Here is an 18,290-nt window from a genome sequence, read left to right as displayed (position 1 = left end):
TGCAGACGCGCCCCGGACCAGCCGGGACGCGCCTGCGAGCGGGCCGCGCTACTCCTGGATGAAGGCCAGCAGGTCGGGGTTGATGACGTCGGCGTGGACGGTCAGCATGCCGTGCGGGTAGCCCTCGTAGATCTTGAGCGTCGAGTTCTGCAGCAGCTCGTGCTGCTTGAGCGCGGCGTCCTTGTAGGGGACGACCTGGTCGTCGTCGCCCTGGGTGACGAGCACGGGGACGGTGATCGCCTTCAGGTCCTCGGTCTGGTCCGTCTCCGAGAAGGCCTTGATGCCCTCGTAATGCGCGAGCGCGGATCCGGTCATGCCCTGGCGCCACCAGTTGTCGACCACCGGCTGCGAGAGCTCGACGCCCTCGCGGTTGAAGCCGTAGAACGGACCCGCCGCGACGGCCTGGTAGAACTCGGCGCGGTTCGCCGCGAGAGCGTCGCGGAAGCCGTCGAACACCGAGATCGGCGTGCCCTCGGGGTTCGCCTCGGTCTGCACCATCAGCGGCGGGACCGACGAGACGAGGACGGCCTTGGCCACGCGGCCCTGGGGCTCGCCGTACTTCGCGACGTAGCGCGCGACCTGGCCGCCTCCGGTGGAGTGGCCGATGTGGACGGCGTTCTGCAGGTCGAGGTGCTCGACGACCGCGTTCACGTCGCTGGCGTAGTGGTCCATGTCGTGTCCGGTGCCGACCTGCGTCGAGCGTCCGTGCCCGCGGCGATCGGTCGCGATGACGCGGTAGCCGTGCGCGTGGAAGAACAGCATCTGCGCGTCCCAGTCGTCGGACGACAGCGGCCAGCCGTGGTGGAAGACGATGGGCTGCGCGTCGGTGCTGCCCCAGTCCTTGTAGTAGATCTCCACACCATCGTCCGTGGTGATGAACGGCATCGTCGAACCTCCGTGCTCGCGTCGATCCCGAGCCCGGCCCGGGTCGTGTCCAAGGTGGTGCCTCCCCGGATGAGGGTGGGGAGCGGCTCCACGATAGGCGCGTGGGAGCGCTCCCTGAAGAGGGCGGGGAGATGTTCCGACGATCGTCCAGACCTGGTCGCCCGGGCGGTGTCGAGGCCGCCGGACGGGCCGGCCGAGTGGGGTCGGATGACTCGTGCCCGGCACCGCGGGCGCTGGCAGGATCGCGGCGGACGCGCCCTCCCGCGGCGCGCGGATCGGAGGTCGCGATGCCCGCGACGATGCCCCTGACGACGCCTTTGCCGACGACGCCCCCGTCGACGACGCCCCGGCCGGCGGTGCTCCGGTGACCGTCGAGGACCGCGTCCCGATCGAGCCGCAGGCGGTCGTCGCTCCGCTCAGCCGGTCCGCCGTCTTCCTCTCGCTCGACATCGTCGGCGGGCAGGACGCCGCGGACCGCGTGCGGGACGTCGTCGCCGACGTGGGAGGGATCCTCCGAGCGGTCGGCTTCCGCGACCTGGGCCTGCGCCTCTCGTGCCTGGTCGGCATCGGGAGCGACGCCTGGGACCGCTTCGGCGGGGAGGGGCGCCCCGCGCAGCTGCACCCGTTCCGCGAGGTGGTCGGGGCCACGCACACGGCGGTCTCGACCCAGACCGACCTCCTGTTCCACATCCGGGCGGAGCGGGACGACGCCTGCTTCGAGTTCGAGCGCCTCCTGCTCGACGCACTCGGCGAGGACGTCGTCGTCCGCGACGAGGTGGTCGGCTTCCGCTACTTCGACAACCGCGACCTGCTGGGCTTCGTCGACGGCACCGAGAACCCGACCGGGGAGGCGCTGCCCCGCGTCGCGCTGATCGGCGCGGAGGACGCGGCGTTCGCGGGCGGCAGCTACCTCGTCGTGCAGAAGTACCTGCACGACCTGACGGCCTGGCATGCGCTCACCACCGAGCAGCAGGAGCGGGTCATCGGCCGGAGCAGGGCAGACAACGTCGAGCGCGAGGACGATCCGGCGCAGCTCTCGCACAAGGGCTTGGCGACCGTGGTCGACGCCGACGGGACGGAGCACGACATCCTCCGCGACAACATGCCCTTCGGCAGGCCCGGGAGGGGGGAGTTCGGCACGTACTTCCTCGGCCTGGCCGCCGACCTCTCGGTGATCGAGACGATGCTGACGCGGATGTTCGTCGGCGTGCCCGCGGGTCGGCACGACCGCCTCCTCGACTTCTCGACCGCGACGACCGGCGGGGTCTACTTCGTGCCCTCGCGGGACGTGCTCGAGGGCCTGGGCGGCTGAACCGGGCCGGCCGTCGGAAGCGCCGGATCGAGTCGGATGACCGTGGTGCGGCCGGGGGCGGAGCGGTGGGATCGACAGCAGCGCAGGCGCGCAGGACGATCAGCAGGGAGAACGCCGTGGAACCCACCGACAGCACCGCTCCGCACCACGAGACCCCCGGTTTCGGAGATCCGGACCTCCCCCAGGAGGGGATCGTGAACACCGAGGGCGATCCCTCGGCGAACACGATGACCGGCCCGCAGAACCGCGTGCTGGAGGGGCTGTTCCCGAACCAGATCGCCGCGCCCGCGACCGACATCAGCACGCAGCCGTTCTTCTGGTCCTCCTTCAACATCTCGCCGCGGCGGGTGCAGCGGGGAGGCTGGGCGCGCGAGCTCACGCAGGCCGACTTCGCGATCTCGAACGAGATCGCCGGCGTGAACATGTACCTCGAGGCCGGCGGGATCCGCGAGCTGCACTGGCACCAGAGCGCCGAGTGGGCGCTGATGACGAAGGGGAACTGCCGCATCACCACGCTCAGCCGCACCGGCCGGCCCAGCGTCGACGACGTGCAGGAGGGGGACCTCTGGTACTTCCCGCCCGGCCTGCCGCACTCCCTGCAGGGCCTCGGCCCGGACGGGGCGGAGTTCGTGCTCGCCTTCGACGACGGCGAGCAGTCCGAGAGCAACACTCTCCTGCTCACCGACTGGTTCGCGCACACGCCGCCCGACGTGCTGGCGAAGAACTTCGGCGTCGCGCAGGAGGTCTTCCGCGACATCCCGCTGCACGACCTCTGGATCTTCCCGGGCGACGTGCCCGGCGACCTCCAGGCCGACCGGGCCGCGGCCGGGGTGCAGGACGGCGACGAGGCGGTGATCTTCCGGCTCTCCCGCTCCGAGCCGGTGCACCAGAACAGCGGCGGTCGGATCCAGATCGCCGACAGCACGAACTTCCCGGCCTCGCGCACGGTCTCGGCCGCGCTGACGACCGTCGAGCCCGGCTCGATGCGCGAGCTGCACTGGCACCCCAACGCCGACGAGTGGCAGTACTACCTCCGCGGATCCGCCCGGATGACCGTCTTCAACACCGGCCCGCACGCCAACACGACCGACTTCCACGCCGGCGACGTGGGAGTCGTGCGCCGCAACTTCGGCCACTACGTCGAGAACACCGGCGACGACACCCTCGTCTACATCGAGACCTTCAAGAGCTCCCGCTACGAGGAGGTGTCGCTCGCCCAGTGGCTGAGCCACCTGCCGCCGTCGCTGGTCGCGCAGCACCTGAACATCCCGGAGGAGGTGCTGGCGACCTTCCCGCCCGGGACGCAGGGGATCACTCCGCTGCGCTGACGGGGGAACGGGCGGGTCGGACGGAGGGGGACATGGCCGAGGATCACGAGGCGGCGCCGGCGCCGTGGGCGGGGAGGGCGGCGGTGCTGCTGGACCGGCACCTGCGCGTGCTGGCTGCGACTCCGCTCGCGCGGGCGCTCTCGCCCGCCTTCGCCGCAGGAGTGAGCATCGCCCGCTTCACCTTCCTGGACTCGTCCGAGGTCGAGGACCTGCCCTGCTGGGGAGCCGCCGCCGACCAGGTCGCGGCGATGCTCCGGGACTCGCTCGACCGGCACAGGGGGGACCGGGAGTTCCTGACGGTCGTCGGGGAGCTCTCGGCGAGGAGCCCGCGGTTCGCGGACTCGTGGGCGGCCGGGGCGGAGGCCGGGGCGCGCGGCTCGGTCGTGTTCCTCGACACCGCGGTCGGCTCCGTGCCGATGGACTACCGCCTGGTCCGGGACGGCACGCGCCTCCTGCTCCTGTTCGAGGCGGGCGACGCGGCGGGTCGCGAGGGGCTCGCCCGGCTCGCCGCTCGTCAGGCGCCGGCTGCGGCGGCCAGCTCGGTGCCCGACTCCGGAGCGGGCCGCAGCGAGGCGAGGTAGTCGACGGCCGCGGCCGCCGGAGTCCCCGCTCCGGCGAGGTAGGTCACGACGTACCGGCCCGGAGCGCCCGCGAGCTCCAGGGTCTGCATCGCGAGGTCGAGCCAGCCGAACGGCTCGACGTGGACGCGGATCCACCGGTGCGTGAAGGGGCGGACCTGGTACTCGGCCCAGATCGACCGGAACAGCGGATGCTCGACCGAGCACTCGCCGACGATCTCGTGCAGCCGCGGATCGTCGGGGTCGCTGTAGAACCGCAGCGCGGCGATCAGCTCGCGGAAGACCTGGCCCCACGCCTGCAGCTGGTCCGGCGGGTCGCCGTTCGCCACGGCGCGGGCGAAGCCGCGGGACGTGGAGAGCAGCATGTTGGCGCCGGGCACGCCCTTGTCGGGGGCGAGACGGCTCATCAGGTCGTTCGCGCCGAGGACGTCGAGGTTGCGGTCGAACGCGTACGCCGGCGTCCTCGGCCAGTGGGCGAGCAGCGACTCCACGCCCTGGCCGGGCGGAGGGGAGTCGGGATCGCGCGGGCCGGGGCGCAGCCGGGCCAGCCGGAAGAGGTACGCGCGCTCGAACTCGTCGAAGGCGAGCGCCTCGGCGAGGGCGTTCAGCACCTGGTCGGACGGAGCGACGGCGTGCCCCTGCTCGACGCGGAGGTAGTAGTCGCGGCTGATCCGCGCGCGGTCGGCGACCTCCTCGCGGCGCAGGCCCGGGACCCGCCGCCGGGTGCCGGCGGTCGACACGCCGACCTGCTCCGGCCGCAGCGCCGCCCGGCGAGCGCGGAGGAACTCCGCGAGGGGGCTGCGTGAGGTCATCGTGCGACTCCATCGGGTCAGCCGCCGGGTGGAGCGGCGGTCGTGCGGGGGTGGGGCCGTACCGGTCGTCCGGTGGGACACAGAGTACCGTCGGGCGACCGCCGGGCCCACTGCCCTGCACCGCCCTCCTGCCCGACGCCGATCGGGGCCCCGCGGCGCTCCGGAGGGTTCCGACAGAGGGAGGAGAGCGCGGCCGCGCCCGGCGGACAGCATGGGGTCCTCGGAACCCGTCCTCCAGGAGTCGCGATGACGATCAGTGCACTCTCCTCGCCGCCCGCGCACCCGAGCGCCCCCGAGGACGTGGTGGTCCGGATGCTGAGCTCGGCGTCGCCCGCGCGGGAGCGGCTGCTGGTGGTCGAGGGCGGGATCGGCTCGGGCCGGACGCACATGCTGCGCTCCGCCGCGGCCACCGCTCGGGCCGCCGGGTGCGAGGTCGTGGAGGTGCGGCCGGACCGGGGCGACGCCGTGATCGGCGCGTCCTCGCTCGCGCTGTTCACCACGCTGATCGGCCGTCTGCAGCGCGTGCGCGACTCCTCCGCCTCGCCCTGCGACCCCGGCTTCCTGATCGTCGTCGACGACTGGGAGCGGTTCGACGTCGCCGCCCGCGAGACCCTCCAGGCCCTGGTGACCCGGCTGGTCGACGAGGTCGGCGCCGCCTGCCTCCTCGCCACCGGAGACCGCCGCGTCCTCGCGGGCCGGGAGGGCCTCCGCCACCGGCGTACGGAGCCCCTCGACGCGGAGGCGGCCCGCGGCTTCCTGCGCGCCCACGGCGGCCGGCGGCCGCTCGCGGTCGAAGCGCGCCTGCTGCGGATCGCGGAGGGGAATCCGCTGCTCCTCGACGTCCTCGGGCGGGCCTGGGCCGACGAGGACGCTCCCTCGCCCTTCCCGGTCTATCCGCGCCTCGAGCAGGCCGAGACCAGGGTGCTCGAACTGCTGGCTCCGCTGTCGGAGGAGTGCCGGGAGGCGCTCCTGCTCGCGGCGGTGGCGGGCGCCGAGTTCCCGGAGGCGACCGGGTCGTCCTCGGGCGACGGGGACCGCGCCCTGGTGCAGGCGGGGATCCTGACGGCGGGCGGCCGCGCGTTCCGCGACCCGGTGGTCCGCGCCGTGGTGCTCTCGACGGCGTCGCCCCGAGCGCTCCGGGCGGCACGGAGACGGCTCGCCGAGCTCCCGGAGTCGGCCCCGCACCTCCGCCTGCTGCTCGCGGCGGACGACGCCGCCGGGCCGGAGGAGCGGGCGCGGCTCCTCAGGGACGCGGCGGAGGAACGCCTCCGCGCGGGCAGGCCGCAGGAGGCGCTGCTCCTCCTCGCCGAGGCGCGCTCGAGCGCCCGCGATGCTGCTCTGCGGGAGGAGCTCGAGGCGCGCGTGGCCGCCGTCGCGGCCTTCACCGGCGACGCGACGGCCCTCGAGCGGGTGGTCGAGCGCTCGCAGGAGGACGGCCGCGTTCCCGGGTCCGCCGTCGAGGCGGCCCGGCTCGCCGACGCGCTGCTCCGCGCGGGGGACGTGGCCGGGATCCGCCGCGCGGCACTCCGGGCGCTCGCCGCTCCGGCCGGACGCGGTGAGTCTCCTGCCGACGCCGCCTGCGAGGACGGCAGCGGCACCCCTGCCGACCGCATCGCCCCGCACGACGTCACCGCCGACCTGCTGGCGACCGTCCTCCACACCGCCTGCGTGCTCCGAGGCGATCCGGCGTGGTGGCGGGCGGCGCTCGCCGTCGGCGAGGAGCACCACCTCGATCCCGTCCTACGCCTCGTGGAGGCCTGCGTGCGGCCGGTCCCGGCCGAGGAGTGGGAGCGTCGCCTGCTGCTCGCCGAGGACTCCGCGGTCACGGGCGACCCGTGGAAGGCGGTCGCTCTGCACCTCGCCTGGTCGCTGCTCGAGGTCTCGGACGAGCGCCGCGACCGCCTCGCCGGGCTCCTCGACGGCGGGGAGGAGGCGGACGGCCTGCCCGGTGCCCTCGCCCTCCTCCGCCGCGGCACCACCGCCCTCGACCGCGGTCGCCTCGACGACGCCTCGGCCGACCTCGACCGCGCATCCGCCCGCGCCGACGACCTGCCCGCCGTGCGCGCACTGGTCGACGCGACCCGAGCCCGCGTCCACGCCGTGCGGGGCGACCGGGTCCGCACCCTCGAGTGCGCCGAGCGCGCGACGGCGTGGGCGCTGCGGCACGGAGCGGCGTCGATCGCGCGCGCTGCGGATCACGCCCTGTGCTCGCTCGACCTCGGCGGCGGCCGCTTCGAGGAGGCGCACGCCCGCTCCACCTCCCGCGCCGGCGGCGACCCGATGGAGCTCCTCGACGCCGCGGAGGCCGCCTCGCGCCTCCGCCTGCCCGAGCACTGCGCCGAGCTGGCGGCGGCCGCGGCAGAGCTCGCCGCGCGGCCTCTCGCTCCCCGCGGGCGGATGCTCGCCCTCGCGGCGACCGCGGTCCTCGATCCGTCCGGCGGCGCGGGCGCCCTCTTCGAGCGCTCCCTCGACCCGGGCTCCGAGGAGTGGCCGTTCGAGCGGGCGCGCGTCCAGCTCTGCCACGGCGAGTGGCTGCGCCGCCGGATGCGCCCGCTGGAGGCGCGCACCCGGTTCCGCCAGGCCGCCGCGGGGTTCGCCGCGGTGGGCGCCGAGCTCTGGCTCGCACGCGCTCAGCACGAGCTGCGGGCGGCGGGCGGAGCGGGGGAGGCGCCGGTCGCCGCCGACCTCAGCGAGCAGGAGCGGCGCGTGGTCTCCCTCGCCGCCGCGGGCTTGTCGAACAAGCAGATCGCCCAGCAGCTCTTCGTCTCGCCCCGCACCGTCAGCGGGCATCTGTACCGGATCTTTCCCAAGCTCGGGGTGACCTCGCGCGCCGGGCTCCGCGACGCGCTCCTCAGCCTCGAGGGCGCGCAGAGCGCGTGACGGAGCCACGGGATCGAGTCATCCGACCTGGTGGCGTCCGCCGCGGGAGGCGCATGCTGAGCGCATGACGTCGCAGCAGATGATCGACCCCTCCGTCCCGCCGAGCGGCCCCGGCTGCGTCGAGTGCGAGCAGTCCGGCTCGTGGTGGCTGCACCTGCGCCGCTGCGCGCTCTGCGGGCACATCGGCTGCTGCGACGACTCGCTCAACCGCCACGCGACGGCCCACTACCACTCGACCGGCCACGCGGTCATCCGCAGCTTCGAGCCCGGCGAGGACTGGTTCTGGGACTACCGGACCGACGACTACGCCGACGGCCCGGCCCTGGCCGACCCGCAGAGCCACCCCGCGAGCCAGACCACGCCGGGGCCCGCGGACCGCGTGCCGCGCGACTGGCAGTACCTCCTCGCCGAGCGCGCCGAGCGCGGCTGAGCCGGCCTGAGCCGCGCGCCTCCGCGGCGGTCCAGGACGTCAGCGAGAGTCCGGGACTTCAGCGAGAGTCCAGGAGTTGTCGCACTCGGCGCCCACTGCGACAATTCCCGGACAGTCGCGGCCGCCGGAGCCGTCGGCGCCCAGCGCACGTCCGCAGACCGCGAGAAGCCAGAAGTCGCCGTACTCGCGACCGACTACGGCGACTTCTGGATGTTCGCGGCGACCCGCCGAGGAGCGAGCGCCGCGAGAGTCCAGGAGTCGTCGCGCTCGGCGTCGAGTGCGACAACTCTTGAGCAGTCGCAGTGCCACCGGGGAGCGAGCGCCGCGAGAGTCCAGAAGTCGTCGCGCTCGGCGCCGACTGCGACAACTCTGGGACAGTCGCGGCCGCCCGACCGTCAGCCCCTGTCGACCCCGTCCAGCGCCTCCGCCTCGGCGATCCGCAGCCGCATCTGCCGGTACCGGTGGAACTGGTACACCCCGTGCAGCACGGCGAGGACGACCGCGGCCGCCATGCCGCACGCGATCGCGGGGACCTCGTCCGCGCCGCTCTGCGTCAGCGCGAGCGCGACACCGGCCCCCGCCACGATCGAGTTGACCACCGCGATCGCGGAGGACATCGTGAAGAAGATGCCCCGCCAGCTCTGCCGCCGGCCGATCTCGAGCAGCTCGTTCGGCGCGTGGCGGCCGCGCGGCACCGCGAAGTAGGCGCCCGCGCCCGGCAGCAGCGTGCCGTAGTAGCGGCGGATGCGCTGGATGGCCGTCAGTGCGGCGATGTCCTCCATCGAGGTCTGCACCAGCCGCTCGTAGGTGAAGACCCCCAGCAGCACGACGACCGGGATGATCACCGCGAGGAACCCCATCGCGTACCGGGTCGGGGCGAGGAAGCCGAAGGCCACGAGCGAGCTGGAGAGCATCGTCAGGTAGAGCGAGGCGCGGCTGCTCGACTCCGTCACGGTGATGCCGCGCGCCGACTCCAGGACGAAGTGCTCGGTCAGCAGGGCGTTGAGGAACGCCGCCGGCCGGTCGGGGAGCGACGCGGCGGAGACGGCGGCCTCGGGCAGCGCGGGCGTGCGGGGAGGCTCCTCCTCGTCGAGGCGGTCGCCCGGCTCCGGATTCACGACCGCACCTCTCGCGGGGACGCCCCGGGAGGTCCGCTCTTCGAGTCATCCGACTCGCGCACCGGCTCCACCCGCACGCCTACCGTCGGACGCGACGCCGAGCACCGCCACCGGGGCGCGTGCGCAGACACCGAAGGGCCGTTCATGACCGACACCCGCCACCTCCACTCGAACCAGCGCGACACGCTCGAGCGGCTGCTCGAGGACTCGCCCAGCCACAACGTCCTCTGGGCGGACGTGCTGACGCTGCTCGAGGCCGTCGGCACCGTCCACGAGAAGCACGACGGCGCCTTCTCGGTGACGGTCGGCTCGACCACCGAGACCCTCCGCCGCCCGCACCACAAGGACGTGGACGAGCAGCAGCTCGTCGACCTGCGCCGCCTGCTCCGCGGAGCGGGGTACGGCGCATGAGCGCCGGGACGCCCGCCGACCTCACCGGGTCGGCCGCGGAGCGCCTCCGCCGTCTGGACGCGCTCGACGCGGGTGCGCTGACCGAGGAGTGGCTCCTCCGCCAGCTCCGCCTCGCGCTCGGGGATCTCGCCGCGCTCGAGCCCGCCGCCGAGGCCGAGCAGGAGCGCCGCGAGGACTTCTGACGCGGCGGGCGGCCGTCCGGGGTGCACACGGCCGGCATCCGGACGGCCGCCGCCCCGCCGCCCGAGCCCCGCGCAGCGCCGCCCCGATCCGCTGCTCACCGCCCGGCCGCCGCGCTGCGGGCGCGCAGCAGCACGCCGGCCGTCGCGGTCGCCGCCAGCACCAGCGCCGCGAACACCGTGAGAACGGTCGTCGCGGCGACGAGGTTCAGCGCGGCTCCCGCCGCCAGCGCGGGCACCGCGAGCCCCGTGTAGGCGACCAGGAAGACCACCGCCAGGGTCTCGCCCCGGCGGGCCGGATCCGCGAGCGCGACCGCCGTGCCGATCGACCCCTTGAAGAGCAGCCCCACCCCGAAGCCCGAGACGACGGCCCCGGCGAGGAACACCCCCAGCTGCGGAGCGATCGCCCCGGCCGCGACCGCCGCCAGCCCGACCGCGCAGCCCGCCACCGCGATCGAGAGCTGCAGGCGCGCCCCCACCTTCACGAGCAGCAGCTGGCCCAGGGCCGCGGAGGCGAACACGGCGAACGACGTCGCCCCGGCCAGCAGGTGGTCGCGCACCTGGAAGGTCTGCACCAGGAACGTCGGTGCGAGCGAGGTGAAGAGGCCGAGGACGGAGAAGGCCGAGAACGCACCGAACGCCGCGAGCAGGAACGCCCGGCGCGCGTCCGCCGGCACCGAGAGCCGCTGAGGCCGGTAGGCGGGGGCCGTCTCCGGCACGTCGACCGTCTCGGGCACGAGGAGCAGCGCCAGGCCCGCCACGAGCAACGCGACCAGGAACACCTGGTGCGGCAGGAGGAGCGGATCGGGCAGGAACTCGGCGAAGACCCCTCCGAGCAGCGGGCCCAGCGAGAGCCCGCCGAGGTTCACCGCACCCGAGATCGACGCGGCGACGATCGTGTTCTCGTCCGGCCGGGCGCGGGCGCGCAGCTCGCCCAGGTGGGCGGTCGCGGTGGCGGTGAGCATCCCGATGCTGACGCCGTTGACGAAGCGCGCGACGATCAGCCCCGGTACCTCCGTCGTCAGCGAGAAGAGCACGGCCGAGATCGCCGAGACGAGCACCGCGATCAGCAGCACCCGGCGGCGGCCGAGCCAGTCGCTGACGTGACCGGCGAGGTACAGGCTCACGATCACTCCGACCGCGTAGGCGGCGAAGACGACGGTGATCACGAACGGCGGGAAGCCGTCGAGCTGCTGGTAGAGCGGGTAGAGCGGAGTCGGCACCGTCGAGTACGCCATCACGAGCAGGAAGGTCGCGGCGACGATCCAGAAGCCGACGCCGTGGCGCACCGTCGGCAGCCGGCGGCTCACGAGGTCTCCTGCAGGTGGCGGTGGGCGAAGGTCACGGCCATCGCGCCCTCGCCGACGGCGGAGGCGACGCGCTTGACCGAGCTGCGGCGCACGTCCCCCGCGGCGAAGGAGCCGGGGACGCTGGTCTCGAGGTAGAACGGCGCCCGCTCGAGGGGCCAGCCGGGCGCGGCGTGCTCGCCCACGAGGTCCGGGCCGGTCACGAGGTAGCCGCCGGAGTCGCGGACGATCGCGGTCTCCGCCGCCCAGGTCGTGTCGGGCTCGCCGCCGATGCAGACGAACAGGTGGGAGGTGGCCAGCGCCCCGTGCGCGCCGGTCGCCGAGTTCTCGACCTCGATCGACTCGAGGGCGTCGGCGCCGTGCAGGCGGGTGACGCGGGAGTCGAGCAGGATCGTCACGTTCGGCTGCCGGACGACGCGCTCCGCGAGGTAGGAGGAGAGGCTGTCGGCCAGATCCGGGCCGCGGACCAGCATGGTCACGTGCCGCGCGTGCGCCGAGAGGTTCATCACGGCCTGCCCGGCCGAGTTGCCGCCTCCGACGACCACGACGTCCTCGCCCTCGCAGAGCGGCGCCTCGCTCGTGCCGGCTCCGTAGTACACGCCGACTCCGAGCAGCTCGTCCTCGCGCTCGAGGCCGAGCCGGCGCCACTGGATGCCCGTGGCGCAGATGTTGGTGCGGGCGACGACGGTCGTCCCGTCGGCGAGCAGCGCGTGGATCCGGTCGTCGGCGAAGCGCCCGCGGATCCCCTCGCGCATCCTCAGCAGCTCGGCGCCGAACGAGACGGCCTGCTGCCGCGCGCGCTCGGCCAGGTCGGCTCCCGCGATCCCGTGCGGGAAGCCGAGGTAGTTCTCGATCAGGCTGCTGGAGCCGGCCTGCCCGCCGATCGCCGAGCGCTCGAGGACCACGACCTTCAGCCCTTCGGACGCGGCGTAGACGGCGGCCGAGAGCCCGGCCGGACCGGCTCCGTAGATGGAGAGGTCGTACTCCGCCAGCCGCGGCGCGCCGACCCAGCCGAGCCGGGACGCCACCTCGGCGAGCGTCGGGTCGGAGGCGCGGCTGCCGTCCGGGAACACCACGAGGGGGAGGGACGCGGTCGCGAGCGGGCGCCCGGCGACGGCGAGGCACTCCTCGTCCGTGTCGATCGGCGTCCACGAGAAGGAGACGACGCTGCGCGAGAGGAGGTCGCGGATCTCCCACGCGTCGCGGCTCTCGCGCCGCCCGTAGAGGCGCACCTGCGGCACGTCGGCGGGCACGGTCACGAGGCCCGCCGCCGCTCGAGCCCGTCGCGGAAGCGCATCAGCTTGAGGCAGAGGTGCAGCGTGCTGCGGGCGAGGCCGTCGTCGAGCGCCTCCCGGACCGCCTCGGGCAGGTTGTCGAGGCGGTAGTAGAGCGTGGTGCGGTGGATGTGGAGGAGCCCGCACGCCTCCCGCACGCTGCCGCGCACGTCGAGGTAGGCCTCCACGGTCCGCCGCTGCACCTCGTCGCCCCGTTCGAGCAGCGTCGCCGCGGCCGGCGAGAGCAGGGCGAGCTGCGAGCTGTCCGCCCCGATCGAGGCGAGGAGCACCCACGCCCCCAGCTCGGCGATGTCGGCCCGGCCGCGGCCGTCGGGCAGAGAGCCGACGATGGTCGCCGCGAGGGCGGCCCGCTCGGCGGTCGGCAGGAGGTCGTCGTCGCGGACGTCGAAGCGGGCCGAGCCGATCGCCTCGACGGCCGTGCCGCGGTCGCGCGCCTCCGCCCGCAGGATGTGGTCCGCTTCCGCGGCGGCCTCGGGCGCCTCTACGCTCACGAAGAACAGCAAGCCCTCCTGGTCTCCGAGGAACGTCAGGCCGGAGGCGGCGCTCGCGTCGATCCGCCGCGCCAGCGCCGTCCGCTGGAGGGAGCCGGTCGGGTCGGCGAGGCGCACCGCGCGGACCACGGTCTGGGCGTCCCGGCGCAGCCAGCGGCGCTCGATCGCCTCGGCGAAGGAGGCGCGCCTGATGCCTCCGTCGGCCGCCAGCAGCGCCGCGAGGACATCCGCGCGCCGGGAGCTGCCGCCCGCTCGCGTCGAGGGGCCGAGCAGGCGGCGGATCGCCCCGACGGCGGCGTCGATGAGCGAGTACTGCGCCGGAGTGAGCGGCGCGGGCCGCTCCCGGGGGAGGAGGAGGGTCGCGAGCCGGCCCCGAGGATCCTGGACGGGGAACACGCCGTCCAGGGGCGTCTCCGCGCGCGCACGCGTCGCGGCCAGCGCGCGGGTCGAGGCGTCCTCGATCCTCACCGGGCGGTCGAGTGCCTCGGCGAGCTCGTCGGCGAGGTCCTGCAGAGTCATCGGCGGAGATCCGTGTGAGGGGCCATGCCGTGATCCTCGCGGAGGGACCCCTTCCGAAGCGTGGCCCTTCCAGGCCCACCTTCCGGGTCGGAGCTCTCCGGCGGACCGGCCCGTTCCGCCGACCCGGTGTCGTCGTAGGGTCGACGGGAGGGCCGGCGGGTCCTCGGACGGGAGGGGTCCGCATGGCGATCGACGAGGCGACCGACGGGATCGAGCTCCGGCGGCTGCGGAGCCGGATGCTCGTCGCGAGGCAGTCCTACCAGCGGGAGCTCCGCCGCGCGGCGGAGGACCGGACGCCGACGGAGCTCGCCCGTCTGCTCCGCGTCGCGCAGACCGTCGTCGAGGGCGACCTCCGGGAGGCCGCCGCGGTGCCGGACGTCCGCTCCGGCTTCTCCGGCGGGACGCCGTACGAGATCGCTCAGCGCTTCGCCGCGGGAGAGCTGACGCGGGAGCAGGCCGTCGACGAGCTCGGCCGCTGGCGCTATCGGCCCGGGTCGCCGAGCGACGGCTTCGACTGGACGACCCTGGACCCGGGCGGGTTCGAGGAGGTCCGCCGGGCCCTGTCCGATGGCCTGCTCGACGACGCGATGTACGACGAGATCCTCGACCGGTACATCGAGCGGGTCTCCTCCGGCGAGAGAGTGGCGTTCCCGGAGGAGAGCGCATGAGCGCCGGCCCCCTCGATCTCACCTTCACCGCTCCGATCGGCGTCGCCGTGAAGGGGGACCTGTGGTCCTGCGTCGAGGTGCCCGGCTCTGTCGAGATGCTCGGCACGGGGAGGACGGTGAAGGTGGTCGCCACCGTCGACGGTGAGCCGGTGACCGCGGGCCTGCTGCCGACCGGTACCGGCGGCCACATGCTGTCGATCAGCGCGACGCTGCGGAGGGCGATCGGCAAGGACCTCGGCGACGTCGTCACCGTCCACCTGTCCGAGCGCCTGAGCTGAGCCGGCGGAGGTGAGCGGAGACCTGTGAGCGCGGCGGAGAGGCCGGCCTGGGCGAATCCGGAGCCGGAGGTGCACCGGGCGCTCGCGCGGTGGGCGGCGGAGTGTGCGGAGCGCGCCCTCCCCGCGTTCGAGGAGTGGGATCCGGACGATCACCGACCCCGGCGGGCGCTCGACGTCCTCCGCGCGTGGGAGCGGGGCGAGGCTCCGATGACGGAGTGCCGCACGGCGGCCTTCGCGACGCACGCCGCAGCCCGCGCCGCGACGCAGGCGGGCGAGCCCGCCGCCACCGCTGCAGCGCGGGCGGCCGGACAGGCCGCGGCCGTCGCGCACATGGCGGACCACTGCTCGCACGCCGCCGCGTACGCCGCGAAGGCGGTCGGACTCCGGGGGAGCGACGCCGATCGGGACGCGGAGCGGCGTCACCAGTGGGAGCGCCTCGCCCCGGTGCTGCGCTCCCACGGCTTCCCGAAGGGGCTCTGACGCCGGCCCGGTGGGCGTCACCGGGCCGGCGTCCGTGCGCTCAGCGGTGCGCGGGTCGGAGCCCCAGCAGCGTGTCGATGATCACGAAGGCCGCGAGGCTCGCACCCAGAAGCGGGAGGAACAGGCCGACTGCGGCGGCGACGACCAGGACGGACGCGACTCCCCACCACGGCGCGCACCGGAGCGCTCCCCGCGCCGGCGGGGCGCCGCCGAGCCGACGGGGGCCGCGGGTGGGGCGGCGCTTCCACCACATCAGGTAGCCGAGCACGACCATCGTGGCGATGCCGACGGCGGTGACGAACAGCAGCAGCTGGTTGGGCAGCCCGAACATCGAGCCCATGTGCGTGTCGATGCCCCAGCGGGAGAGCTTGGCGACGAGGCCGAAGTCGGCGAAGTCGACCCGGTCGACGACCTGCATCGTGCTCCCGTCGATCGCGACGCCGTCGACCTCGGTCGGGAAGCTGCGCTGGATCTCCTGCACGACCCAGGCGGAGCCCTCCTCCGCGGGCGGCCGGATCTCGACCAGTCCCGTGTTCACGTTGACCTCCCGGGCGACCGAGAGCACCGAGTCGTAGGCGGCCGGCGAGTAGCCCACTGTCGACTCGACGGCGTCACCGGTGGCCGCACCGTGCCCGGCGTGTCCGGCGTGCTCGTCGGCCACCTCGCCGGTCCGGTCGCCGAGCGTCGTCCCCAGCGAGGGCGTGGTCCAGCCGACAGCGGAGCGGAGGGTCTCGAAGTTCCCGCCCCCGTAGAGCGACCAGGTGATCCCGGTGGTCGAGAGGAACAGGGCGCCGACGAGCAGCCAGACGCCGGTGGAGGCGTGCCAGGAGAACAGGCGCTTGTAGCCGGTGGTCCTCGGCGCGGGGCGCAGCAGGTCCTTCTTCACGCGGGCGCGGCGGAGGCGGATGATCCAGAGGCCCAGGCCGGCGAGGGCGACGACCCCCAGCCAGGAGGCGGCGAGCTCGCTGTAGTAGCGGCCCACGTCCCCGAGGTGCAGCGTCCGGTGCAGGTCGCTGACCCAGGTCCGCAGCGGCAGGGCGCCGCTCGTGCCGTAGGCGGTGAGGTCGCCGCGGACGTCGGCGGTGCCCGGGTCGATGAAGACCGCCCGGGTCTCGCTCGCGCCGAGCGACGGATCCGCGTACATCACCCGGGTGGTGTCGCCGGGATTCGGGGCGGGGCGGACGGCGACGATGCTCTGCCCGCCTCCGGTGTACGCGTCGGCGGCGTCGATCTGGTCGGCCAGGGGCAGGTAGGTGTCCGCTTCCGGGGCGTGCAGCTCCTGCGCGTAGACGACCTGCTCGAGCTGCGGGGTGAGTGCGTAGAGCGCTCCGCTGGTCGCGGCGACGAGGATGAACGGCCCGACGAACAGGGCGGCGGAGAAGTGCAGGCGGAGCAGCAGCTGTCCGAGCCACCCCCGCCTGCTGGGCGGGGGTGGGGTGTCGGCCGTTTCGCGGGGCGGAGAGGCGGTGGTGGTCATGCTTCTGGTCCTTCGGTGCTGTGGCGGGTGCCGGTGCGGGTCAGAGGAGGGTGTCGCCGACGTAGCCGCCCTCGGCGCACCCCGGCGGGATCGCGAACACGGCGGAGCCGATCGGCGTCGTCCACTCGTTGAGCAGGTCCAGCTCGTCCAGGCGCTTCTGGATCGGCACGAACTGCGCGGTGACGTCGGCCTGGTACGCCGCGAAGATCAGCCCGGAGTTCGAGATCTCCTCGCCGGTCGGGGTGTCGTCGTAGTTGTAGGCGCGGCGGTGGAAGCGCTCGGCCGTGTTCTCCGAGCGCGCGCGCCTCATGTGCGAGAACTCCGGGATCACCGGGAAGCCGATGGCCGTCGTCGCCTCGAAGTCGGGCTCGTCGGTCTCCGCCGTCCCGGTGAGGGGCGCGCCGTTCGCGAGGGTCCGGCCGACGGACTGCTCTCGGCCGCTGCGATCCAGCCGGTCCCACTTGTCGAGGTCCATCCGGATGCGCCGCAGCACCAGCCCGGTGCCGCCGGCGAGCCAGCCGTCGCGGACCCAGACGAGCTCGTCGAAGTCGACGTCCTCGGGGCGCGGATTGACGGTCCCGTCGACCTGGCCGAACAGGTTCCGCATCGTGGTGCCGGCCTTCTCGGAGCCGTGCGCCCGCCGGAACCCTGTCTGGGTCCAGCGGACGGTCGCGAAGGTGCGGGTGTTCTTCAGCAGCATCCGCAGCGAGTGCGCGATCGTGAACGCGTCGTCGGCGTGGAACTGCAGCAGCAGGTCCCCGTCGTTCCACTGCTCCTCGAGCCGGTCGATCCCGAACGCGGGCAGGGGTGCCAGCCAGGCCGGCTTCGCCGCGTCGCCGGCCGCCAGAGACACGAGCCTCGGTCCGAACCCGAAGGTCACGGTGAGTCGGGCGGGGACCACGCCGAGCTCGGGCTCGGAGTCGGCCAGGGCCGGCTGCCCCCGGGTGAGGCGCGCGGCGTCGTCGGACAGGATGCGCAGCATCCGCCGCAGCCCGTCCCGGTCGGTGCTCTCGCGCAGATCGAGGGCGACGAAGGTCGCGTGCGCCTGCGGCGTCGCGGCGATCCCCGCCTGGTGCGCACCGTGGAAGGCGATCGTCTCGTCGCCGTTCAGCGCCGCGGCCGCTGCCGGCGCAGCACCGCCGCGGCCGAGCAGCTGGTCCGCTCCGATCGCACCCGCTGCGCCGATGCCGGCGACTGCTCCGCCGAGGAGCAGTCGCCGCCGGCTGACGGCGCTGCTCGGGCGCTCGTCGGCGCCGTGGCCGGTCTCGCGGTCCTCGCCCATCAGCCCTCTCCGCCCATGTCCATGTCCATGTCGCCGCCCTCGTAGTTCTCGTTCGCGCCGGCGTAGTCGCGCGCGGGGACGGTGAACTCCGTCGTGGAGTCGTCCGAGAAGGTGAGGGTGATGGTGACCTCGTCCCCGGCGACGATCGGCGCGGTGAGGTCCATCAGCATGATGTGGTTCCCGCCGGGGGCGAGCTCGAGGCTGCCGCCCGCGGGGATCGTGAAGCCGCTCTCCTTGGCGCGCATCACCATCTCCCCCGACTCGTTCGCCACGGTCTCGTGCAGCTCGAGCTCGGAGGACGCGGCGGAGGTCGCGGACACGACCGTGACGTCCTCGGTGCCGGAGTTCTCCAGTTCACCGAATGCGGCGGACATGCCGGAGTCGGCGGCCTTCACCCAGCCGTCGGTGATGCTCACCTCGGTCGCGGCGGGCGTGACCTCGGCGGTGGTACCGGAGGCTCCGGTGCTGCAGCCGGTCAGGGCGAGCAGGGCCGCGGCCGAGAGGGCGGAGAGGGTGAGGACGTGTCGAGTGCGCATGCTGTGGCGCCTTCCTGTGAGGTG

General features: G+C 74.2%; 19 protein-coding genes. 10 read left to right on the top strand and 9 right to left on the bottom strand.

Features of this window, described 5'->3' with window-relative positions:
- Nucleotides 1-48 precede the first annotated feature (48 nt).
- Nucleotides 49-885, bottom strand: coding sequence for an alpha/beta hydrolase (locus GSU45_RS15635; RefSeq protein ID WP_159916321.1), 837 nt, complete (start codon nucleotides 883-885; stop codon nucleotides 49-51).
- A 364-nt stretch (nucleotides 886-1,249) separates the two neighbouring features.
- Here GSU45_RS15635 and GSU45_RS15630 point away from each other — a divergent pair, with 364 nt between their 5' ends.
- From GSU45_RS15630 to GSU45_RS15620, 3 genes are all read left to right on the top strand, one after another.
- On the top strand, nucleotides 1,250-2,197 hold the full coding sequence (locus tag GSU45_RS15630; protein ID WP_159916319.1) for a Dyp-type peroxidase: 948 nt from the start codon (nucleotides 1,250-1,252) through the stop codon (nucleotides 2,195-2,197).
- Between the two features lie 116 nt (nucleotides 2,198-2,313).
- Nucleotides 2,314-3,525: a cupin domain-containing protein gene (locus GSU45_RS15625; RefSeq protein ID WP_244248141.1), complete on the top strand. Its 1,212-nt coding sequence runs from the start codon at nucleotides 2,314-2,316 to the stop codon at nucleotides 3,523-3,525.
- A 32-nt stretch (nucleotides 3,526-3,557) separates the two neighbouring features.
- Nucleotides 3,558-4,106 (top strand): hypothetical protein, encoded by a 549-nt coding sequence (locus GSU45_RS15620; RefSeq protein ID WP_159916317.1) that lies wholly within the window; start codon nucleotides 3,558-3,560, stop codon nucleotides 4,104-4,106.
- Here GSU45_RS15620 and GSU45_RS15615 read toward each other — a convergent pair.
- A complete protein-coding gene (locus tag GSU45_RS15615) occupies nucleotides 4,040-4,915 on the bottom strand; it encodes a helix-turn-helix transcriptional regulator (RefSeq protein WP_159916315.1) in 876 nt (291 codons plus the stop codon). The genes GSU45_RS15620 and GSU45_RS15615 overlap by 67 nt on opposite strands.
- A gap of 246 nt (nucleotides 4,916-5,161) precedes the next feature.
- Here GSU45_RS15615 and GSU45_RS15610 point away from each other — a divergent pair, with 246 nt between their 5' ends.
- Together GSU45_RS15610 and GSU45_RS15605 are read left to right on the top strand one after the other, a co-directional pair.
- Nucleotides 5,162-7,795, top strand: a complete 2,634-nt coding sequence (locus GSU45_RS15610) for a LuxR C-terminal-related transcriptional regulator (protein ID WP_159916313.1) — start codon at nucleotides 5,162-5,164, stop codon at nucleotides 7,793-7,795.
- Nucleotides 7,796-7,859: 64 nt separating this feature from the next.
- A complete protein-coding gene (locus tag GSU45_RS15605) occupies nucleotides 7,860-8,225 on the top strand; it encodes a UBP-type zinc finger domain-containing protein (protein ID WP_159916311.1) in 366 nt (121 codons plus the stop codon).
- A 395-nt stretch (nucleotides 8,226-8,620) separates the two neighbouring features.
- Here GSU45_RS15605 and GSU45_RS15600 read toward each other — a convergent pair whose 3' ends face one another.
- The gene (locus GSU45_RS15600) at nucleotides 8,621-9,343 is read right to left on the bottom strand and encodes a hypothetical protein (RefSeq protein ID WP_159916309.1); all 723 of its coding nucleotides are present in this window, start codon (nucleotides 9,341-9,343) and stop codon (nucleotides 8,621-8,623) included.
- A gap of 144 nt (nucleotides 9,344-9,487) precedes the next feature.
- On the opposite strand from GSU45_RS15600, the gene GSU45_RS15595 reads away from it, so the two are divergent.
- Together GSU45_RS15595 and GSU45_RS15590 are read left to right on the top strand one after the other, a co-directional pair.
- Nucleotides 9,488-9,754: a hypothetical protein gene (locus GSU45_RS15595; RefSeq protein ID WP_159916307.1), complete on the top strand. Its 267-nt coding sequence runs from the start codon at nucleotides 9,488-9,490 to the stop codon at nucleotides 9,752-9,754.
- Nucleotides 9,751-9,936 carry a hypothetical protein gene (locus GSU45_RS15590; RefSeq protein ID WP_104224778.1) on the top strand — a complete coding sequence of 62 codons (186 nt, stop codon included), beginning with the start codon at nucleotides 9,751-9,753 and terminating at the stop codon, nucleotides 9,934-9,936. The genes GSU45_RS15595 and GSU45_RS15590 overlap by 4 nt, the downstream gene beginning before the upstream one ends.
- Nucleotides 9,937-10,031: 95 nt before the next feature.
- Here the strand turns inward: GSU45_RS15590 and GSU45_RS15585 are convergent, their stop codons facing one another.
- Genes GSU45_RS15585 through GSU45_RS15575 form a run of 3 tightly spaced genes read right to left on the bottom strand, consistent with a single transcriptional unit; the run spans nucleotide 10,032 to nucleotide 13,545 of the window.
- A complete protein-coding gene (locus tag GSU45_RS15585) occupies nucleotides 10,032-11,243 on the bottom strand; it encodes an MFS transporter (protein WP_244248140.1) in 1,212 nt (403 codons plus the stop codon).
- On the bottom strand, nucleotides 11,240-12,499 hold the full coding sequence (locus GSU45_RS15580; RefSeq protein ID WP_208543456.1) for an FAD-dependent oxidoreductase: 1,260 nt from the start codon (nucleotides 12,497-12,499) through the stop codon (nucleotides 11,240-11,242). The genes GSU45_RS15585 and GSU45_RS15580 overlap by 4 nt, the downstream gene beginning before the upstream one ends.
- Entirely contained in the window at nucleotides 12,496-13,545 is a 1,050-nt protein-coding gene (locus tag GSU45_RS15575) for a helix-turn-helix domain-containing protein (RefSeq protein WP_159916305.1), read from the bottom strand. The genes GSU45_RS15580 and GSU45_RS15575 overlap by 4 nt, the downstream gene beginning before the upstream one ends.
- A gap of 182 nt (nucleotides 13,546-13,727) precedes the next feature.
- Between GSU45_RS15575 and GSU45_RS15570 the strand changes: the two genes are divergently transcribed.
- Genes GSU45_RS15570 through GSU45_RS15560 form a run of 3 tightly spaced genes read left to right on the top strand, consistent with a single transcriptional unit; the run spans nucleotide 13,728 to nucleotide 14,971 of the window.
- A complete protein-coding gene (locus tag GSU45_RS15570; RefSeq protein ID WP_159916303.1) occupies nucleotides 13,728-14,213 on the top strand; it encodes a hypothetical protein in 486 nt (161 codons plus the stop codon).
- A complete protein-coding gene (locus GSU45_RS15565; protein ID WP_159916301.1) occupies nucleotides 14,210-14,491 on the top strand; it encodes a DUF1905 domain-containing protein in 282 nt (93 codons plus the stop codon). Before GSU45_RS15570 ends, GSU45_RS15565 begins: the two co-directional genes overlap by 4 nt.
- A 24-nt stretch (nucleotides 14,492-14,515) precedes the next feature.
- A complete protein-coding gene (locus GSU45_RS15560) occupies nucleotides 14,516-14,971 on the top strand; it encodes a putative immunity protein (protein ID WP_159916299.1) in 456 nt (151 codons plus the stop codon).
- Between the two features lie 40 nt (nucleotides 14,972-15,011).
- Here the strand turns inward: GSU45_RS15560 and GSU45_RS15555 are convergent, their stop codons facing one another.
- Genes GSU45_RS15555 through GSU45_RS15545 form a run of 3 tightly spaced genes read right to left on the bottom strand, consistent with a single transcriptional unit; the run spans nucleotide 15,012 to nucleotide 18,266 of the window.
- Nucleotides 15,012-16,448 carry a PepSY domain-containing protein gene (locus GSU45_RS15555; protein ID WP_159916297.1) on the bottom strand — a complete coding sequence of 479 codons (1,437 nt, stop codon included), beginning with the start codon at nucleotides 16,446-16,448 and terminating at the stop codon, nucleotides 15,012-15,014.
- A gap of 40 nt (nucleotides 16,449-16,488) precedes the next feature.
- Nucleotides 16,489-17,730 (bottom strand): Dyp-type peroxidase, encoded by a 1,242-nt coding sequence (locus GSU45_RS15550; RefSeq protein WP_159916295.1) that lies wholly within the window; start codon nucleotides 17,728-17,730, stop codon nucleotides 16,489-16,491.
- Complete coding sequence (locus tag GSU45_RS15545; RefSeq protein ID WP_159916293.1) at nucleotides 17,730-18,266, bottom strand: copper chaperone PCu(A)C; 537 nt, start codon at nucleotides 18,264-18,266, stop codon at nucleotides 17,730-17,732. The genes GSU45_RS15550 and GSU45_RS15545 overlap by 1 nt, the downstream gene beginning before the upstream one ends.
- Nucleotides 18,267-18,290: the final 24 nt, after the last annotated feature.

Source organism: Rathayibacter sp. VKM Ac-2801 (genome assembly GCF_009834245.1).
Lineage (GTDB): Bacteria > Actinomycetota > Actinomycetes > Actinomycetales > Microbacteriaceae > Rathayibacter.
This window is presented reverse-complemented; position numbering and strand designations above follow the sequence as displayed.

What these genes read in the sequence shown, in the direction of transcription:
- GSU45_RS15635 (WP_159916321.1), bottom strand. Translation starts at nt 885, where the DNA reads ATGCCGTTCATCACCACGGACGATGGTGTGGAGATCTACTACAAGGAC.
- GSU45_RS15620 (WP_159916317.1), top strand. Translation starts at nt 3,558, where the DNA reads ATGGCCGAGGATCACGAGGCGGCGCCGGCGCCGTGGGCGGGGAGGGCG.
- GSU45_RS15615 (WP_159916315.1), bottom strand. Translation starts at nt 4,915, where the DNA reads ATGACCTCACGCAGCCCCCTCGCGGAGTTCCTCCGCGCTCGCCGGGCG.
- GSU45_RS15610 (WP_159916313.1), top strand. Translation starts at nt 5,162, where the DNA reads ATGACGATCAGTGCACTCTCCTCGCCGCCCGCGCACCCGAGCGCCCCC.
- GSU45_RS15605 (WP_159916311.1), top strand. Translation starts at nt 7,860, where the DNA reads ATGACGTCGCAGCAGATGATCGACCCCTCCGTCCCGCCGAGCGGCCCC.
- GSU45_RS15595 (WP_159916307.1), top strand. Translation starts at nt 9,488, where the DNA reads ATGACCGACACCCGCCACCTCCACTCGAACCAGCGCGACACGCTCGAG.
- GSU45_RS15590 (WP_104224778.1), top strand. Translation starts at nt 9,751, where the DNA reads ATGAGCGCCGGGACGCCCGCCGACCTCACCGGGTCGGCCGCGGAGCGC.
- GSU45_RS15575 (WP_159916305.1), bottom strand. Translation starts at nt 13,545, where the DNA reads ATGACTCTGCAGGACCTCGCCGACGAGCTCGCCGAGGCACTCGACCGC.
- GSU45_RS15570 (WP_159916303.1), top strand. Translation starts at nt 13,728, where the DNA reads ATGGCGATCGACGAGGCGACCGACGGGATCGAGCTCCGGCGGCTGCGG.
- GSU45_RS15565 (WP_159916301.1), top strand. Translation starts at nt 14,210, where the DNA reads ATGAGCGCCGGCCCCCTCGATCTCACCTTCACCGCTCCGATCGGCGTC.
- GSU45_RS15555 (WP_159916297.1), bottom strand. Translation starts at nt 16,448, where the DNA reads ATGACCACCACCGCCTCTCCGCCCCGCGAAACGGCCGACACCCCACCC.
- GSU45_RS15550 (WP_159916295.1), bottom strand. Translation starts at nt 17,730, where the DNA reads ATGGGCGAGGACCGCGAGACCGGCCACGGCGCCGACGAGCGCCCGAGC.
- GSU45_RS15545 (WP_159916293.1), bottom strand. Translation starts at nt 18,266, where the DNA reads ATGCGCACTCGACACGTCCTCACCCTCTCCGCCCTCTCGGCCGCGGCC.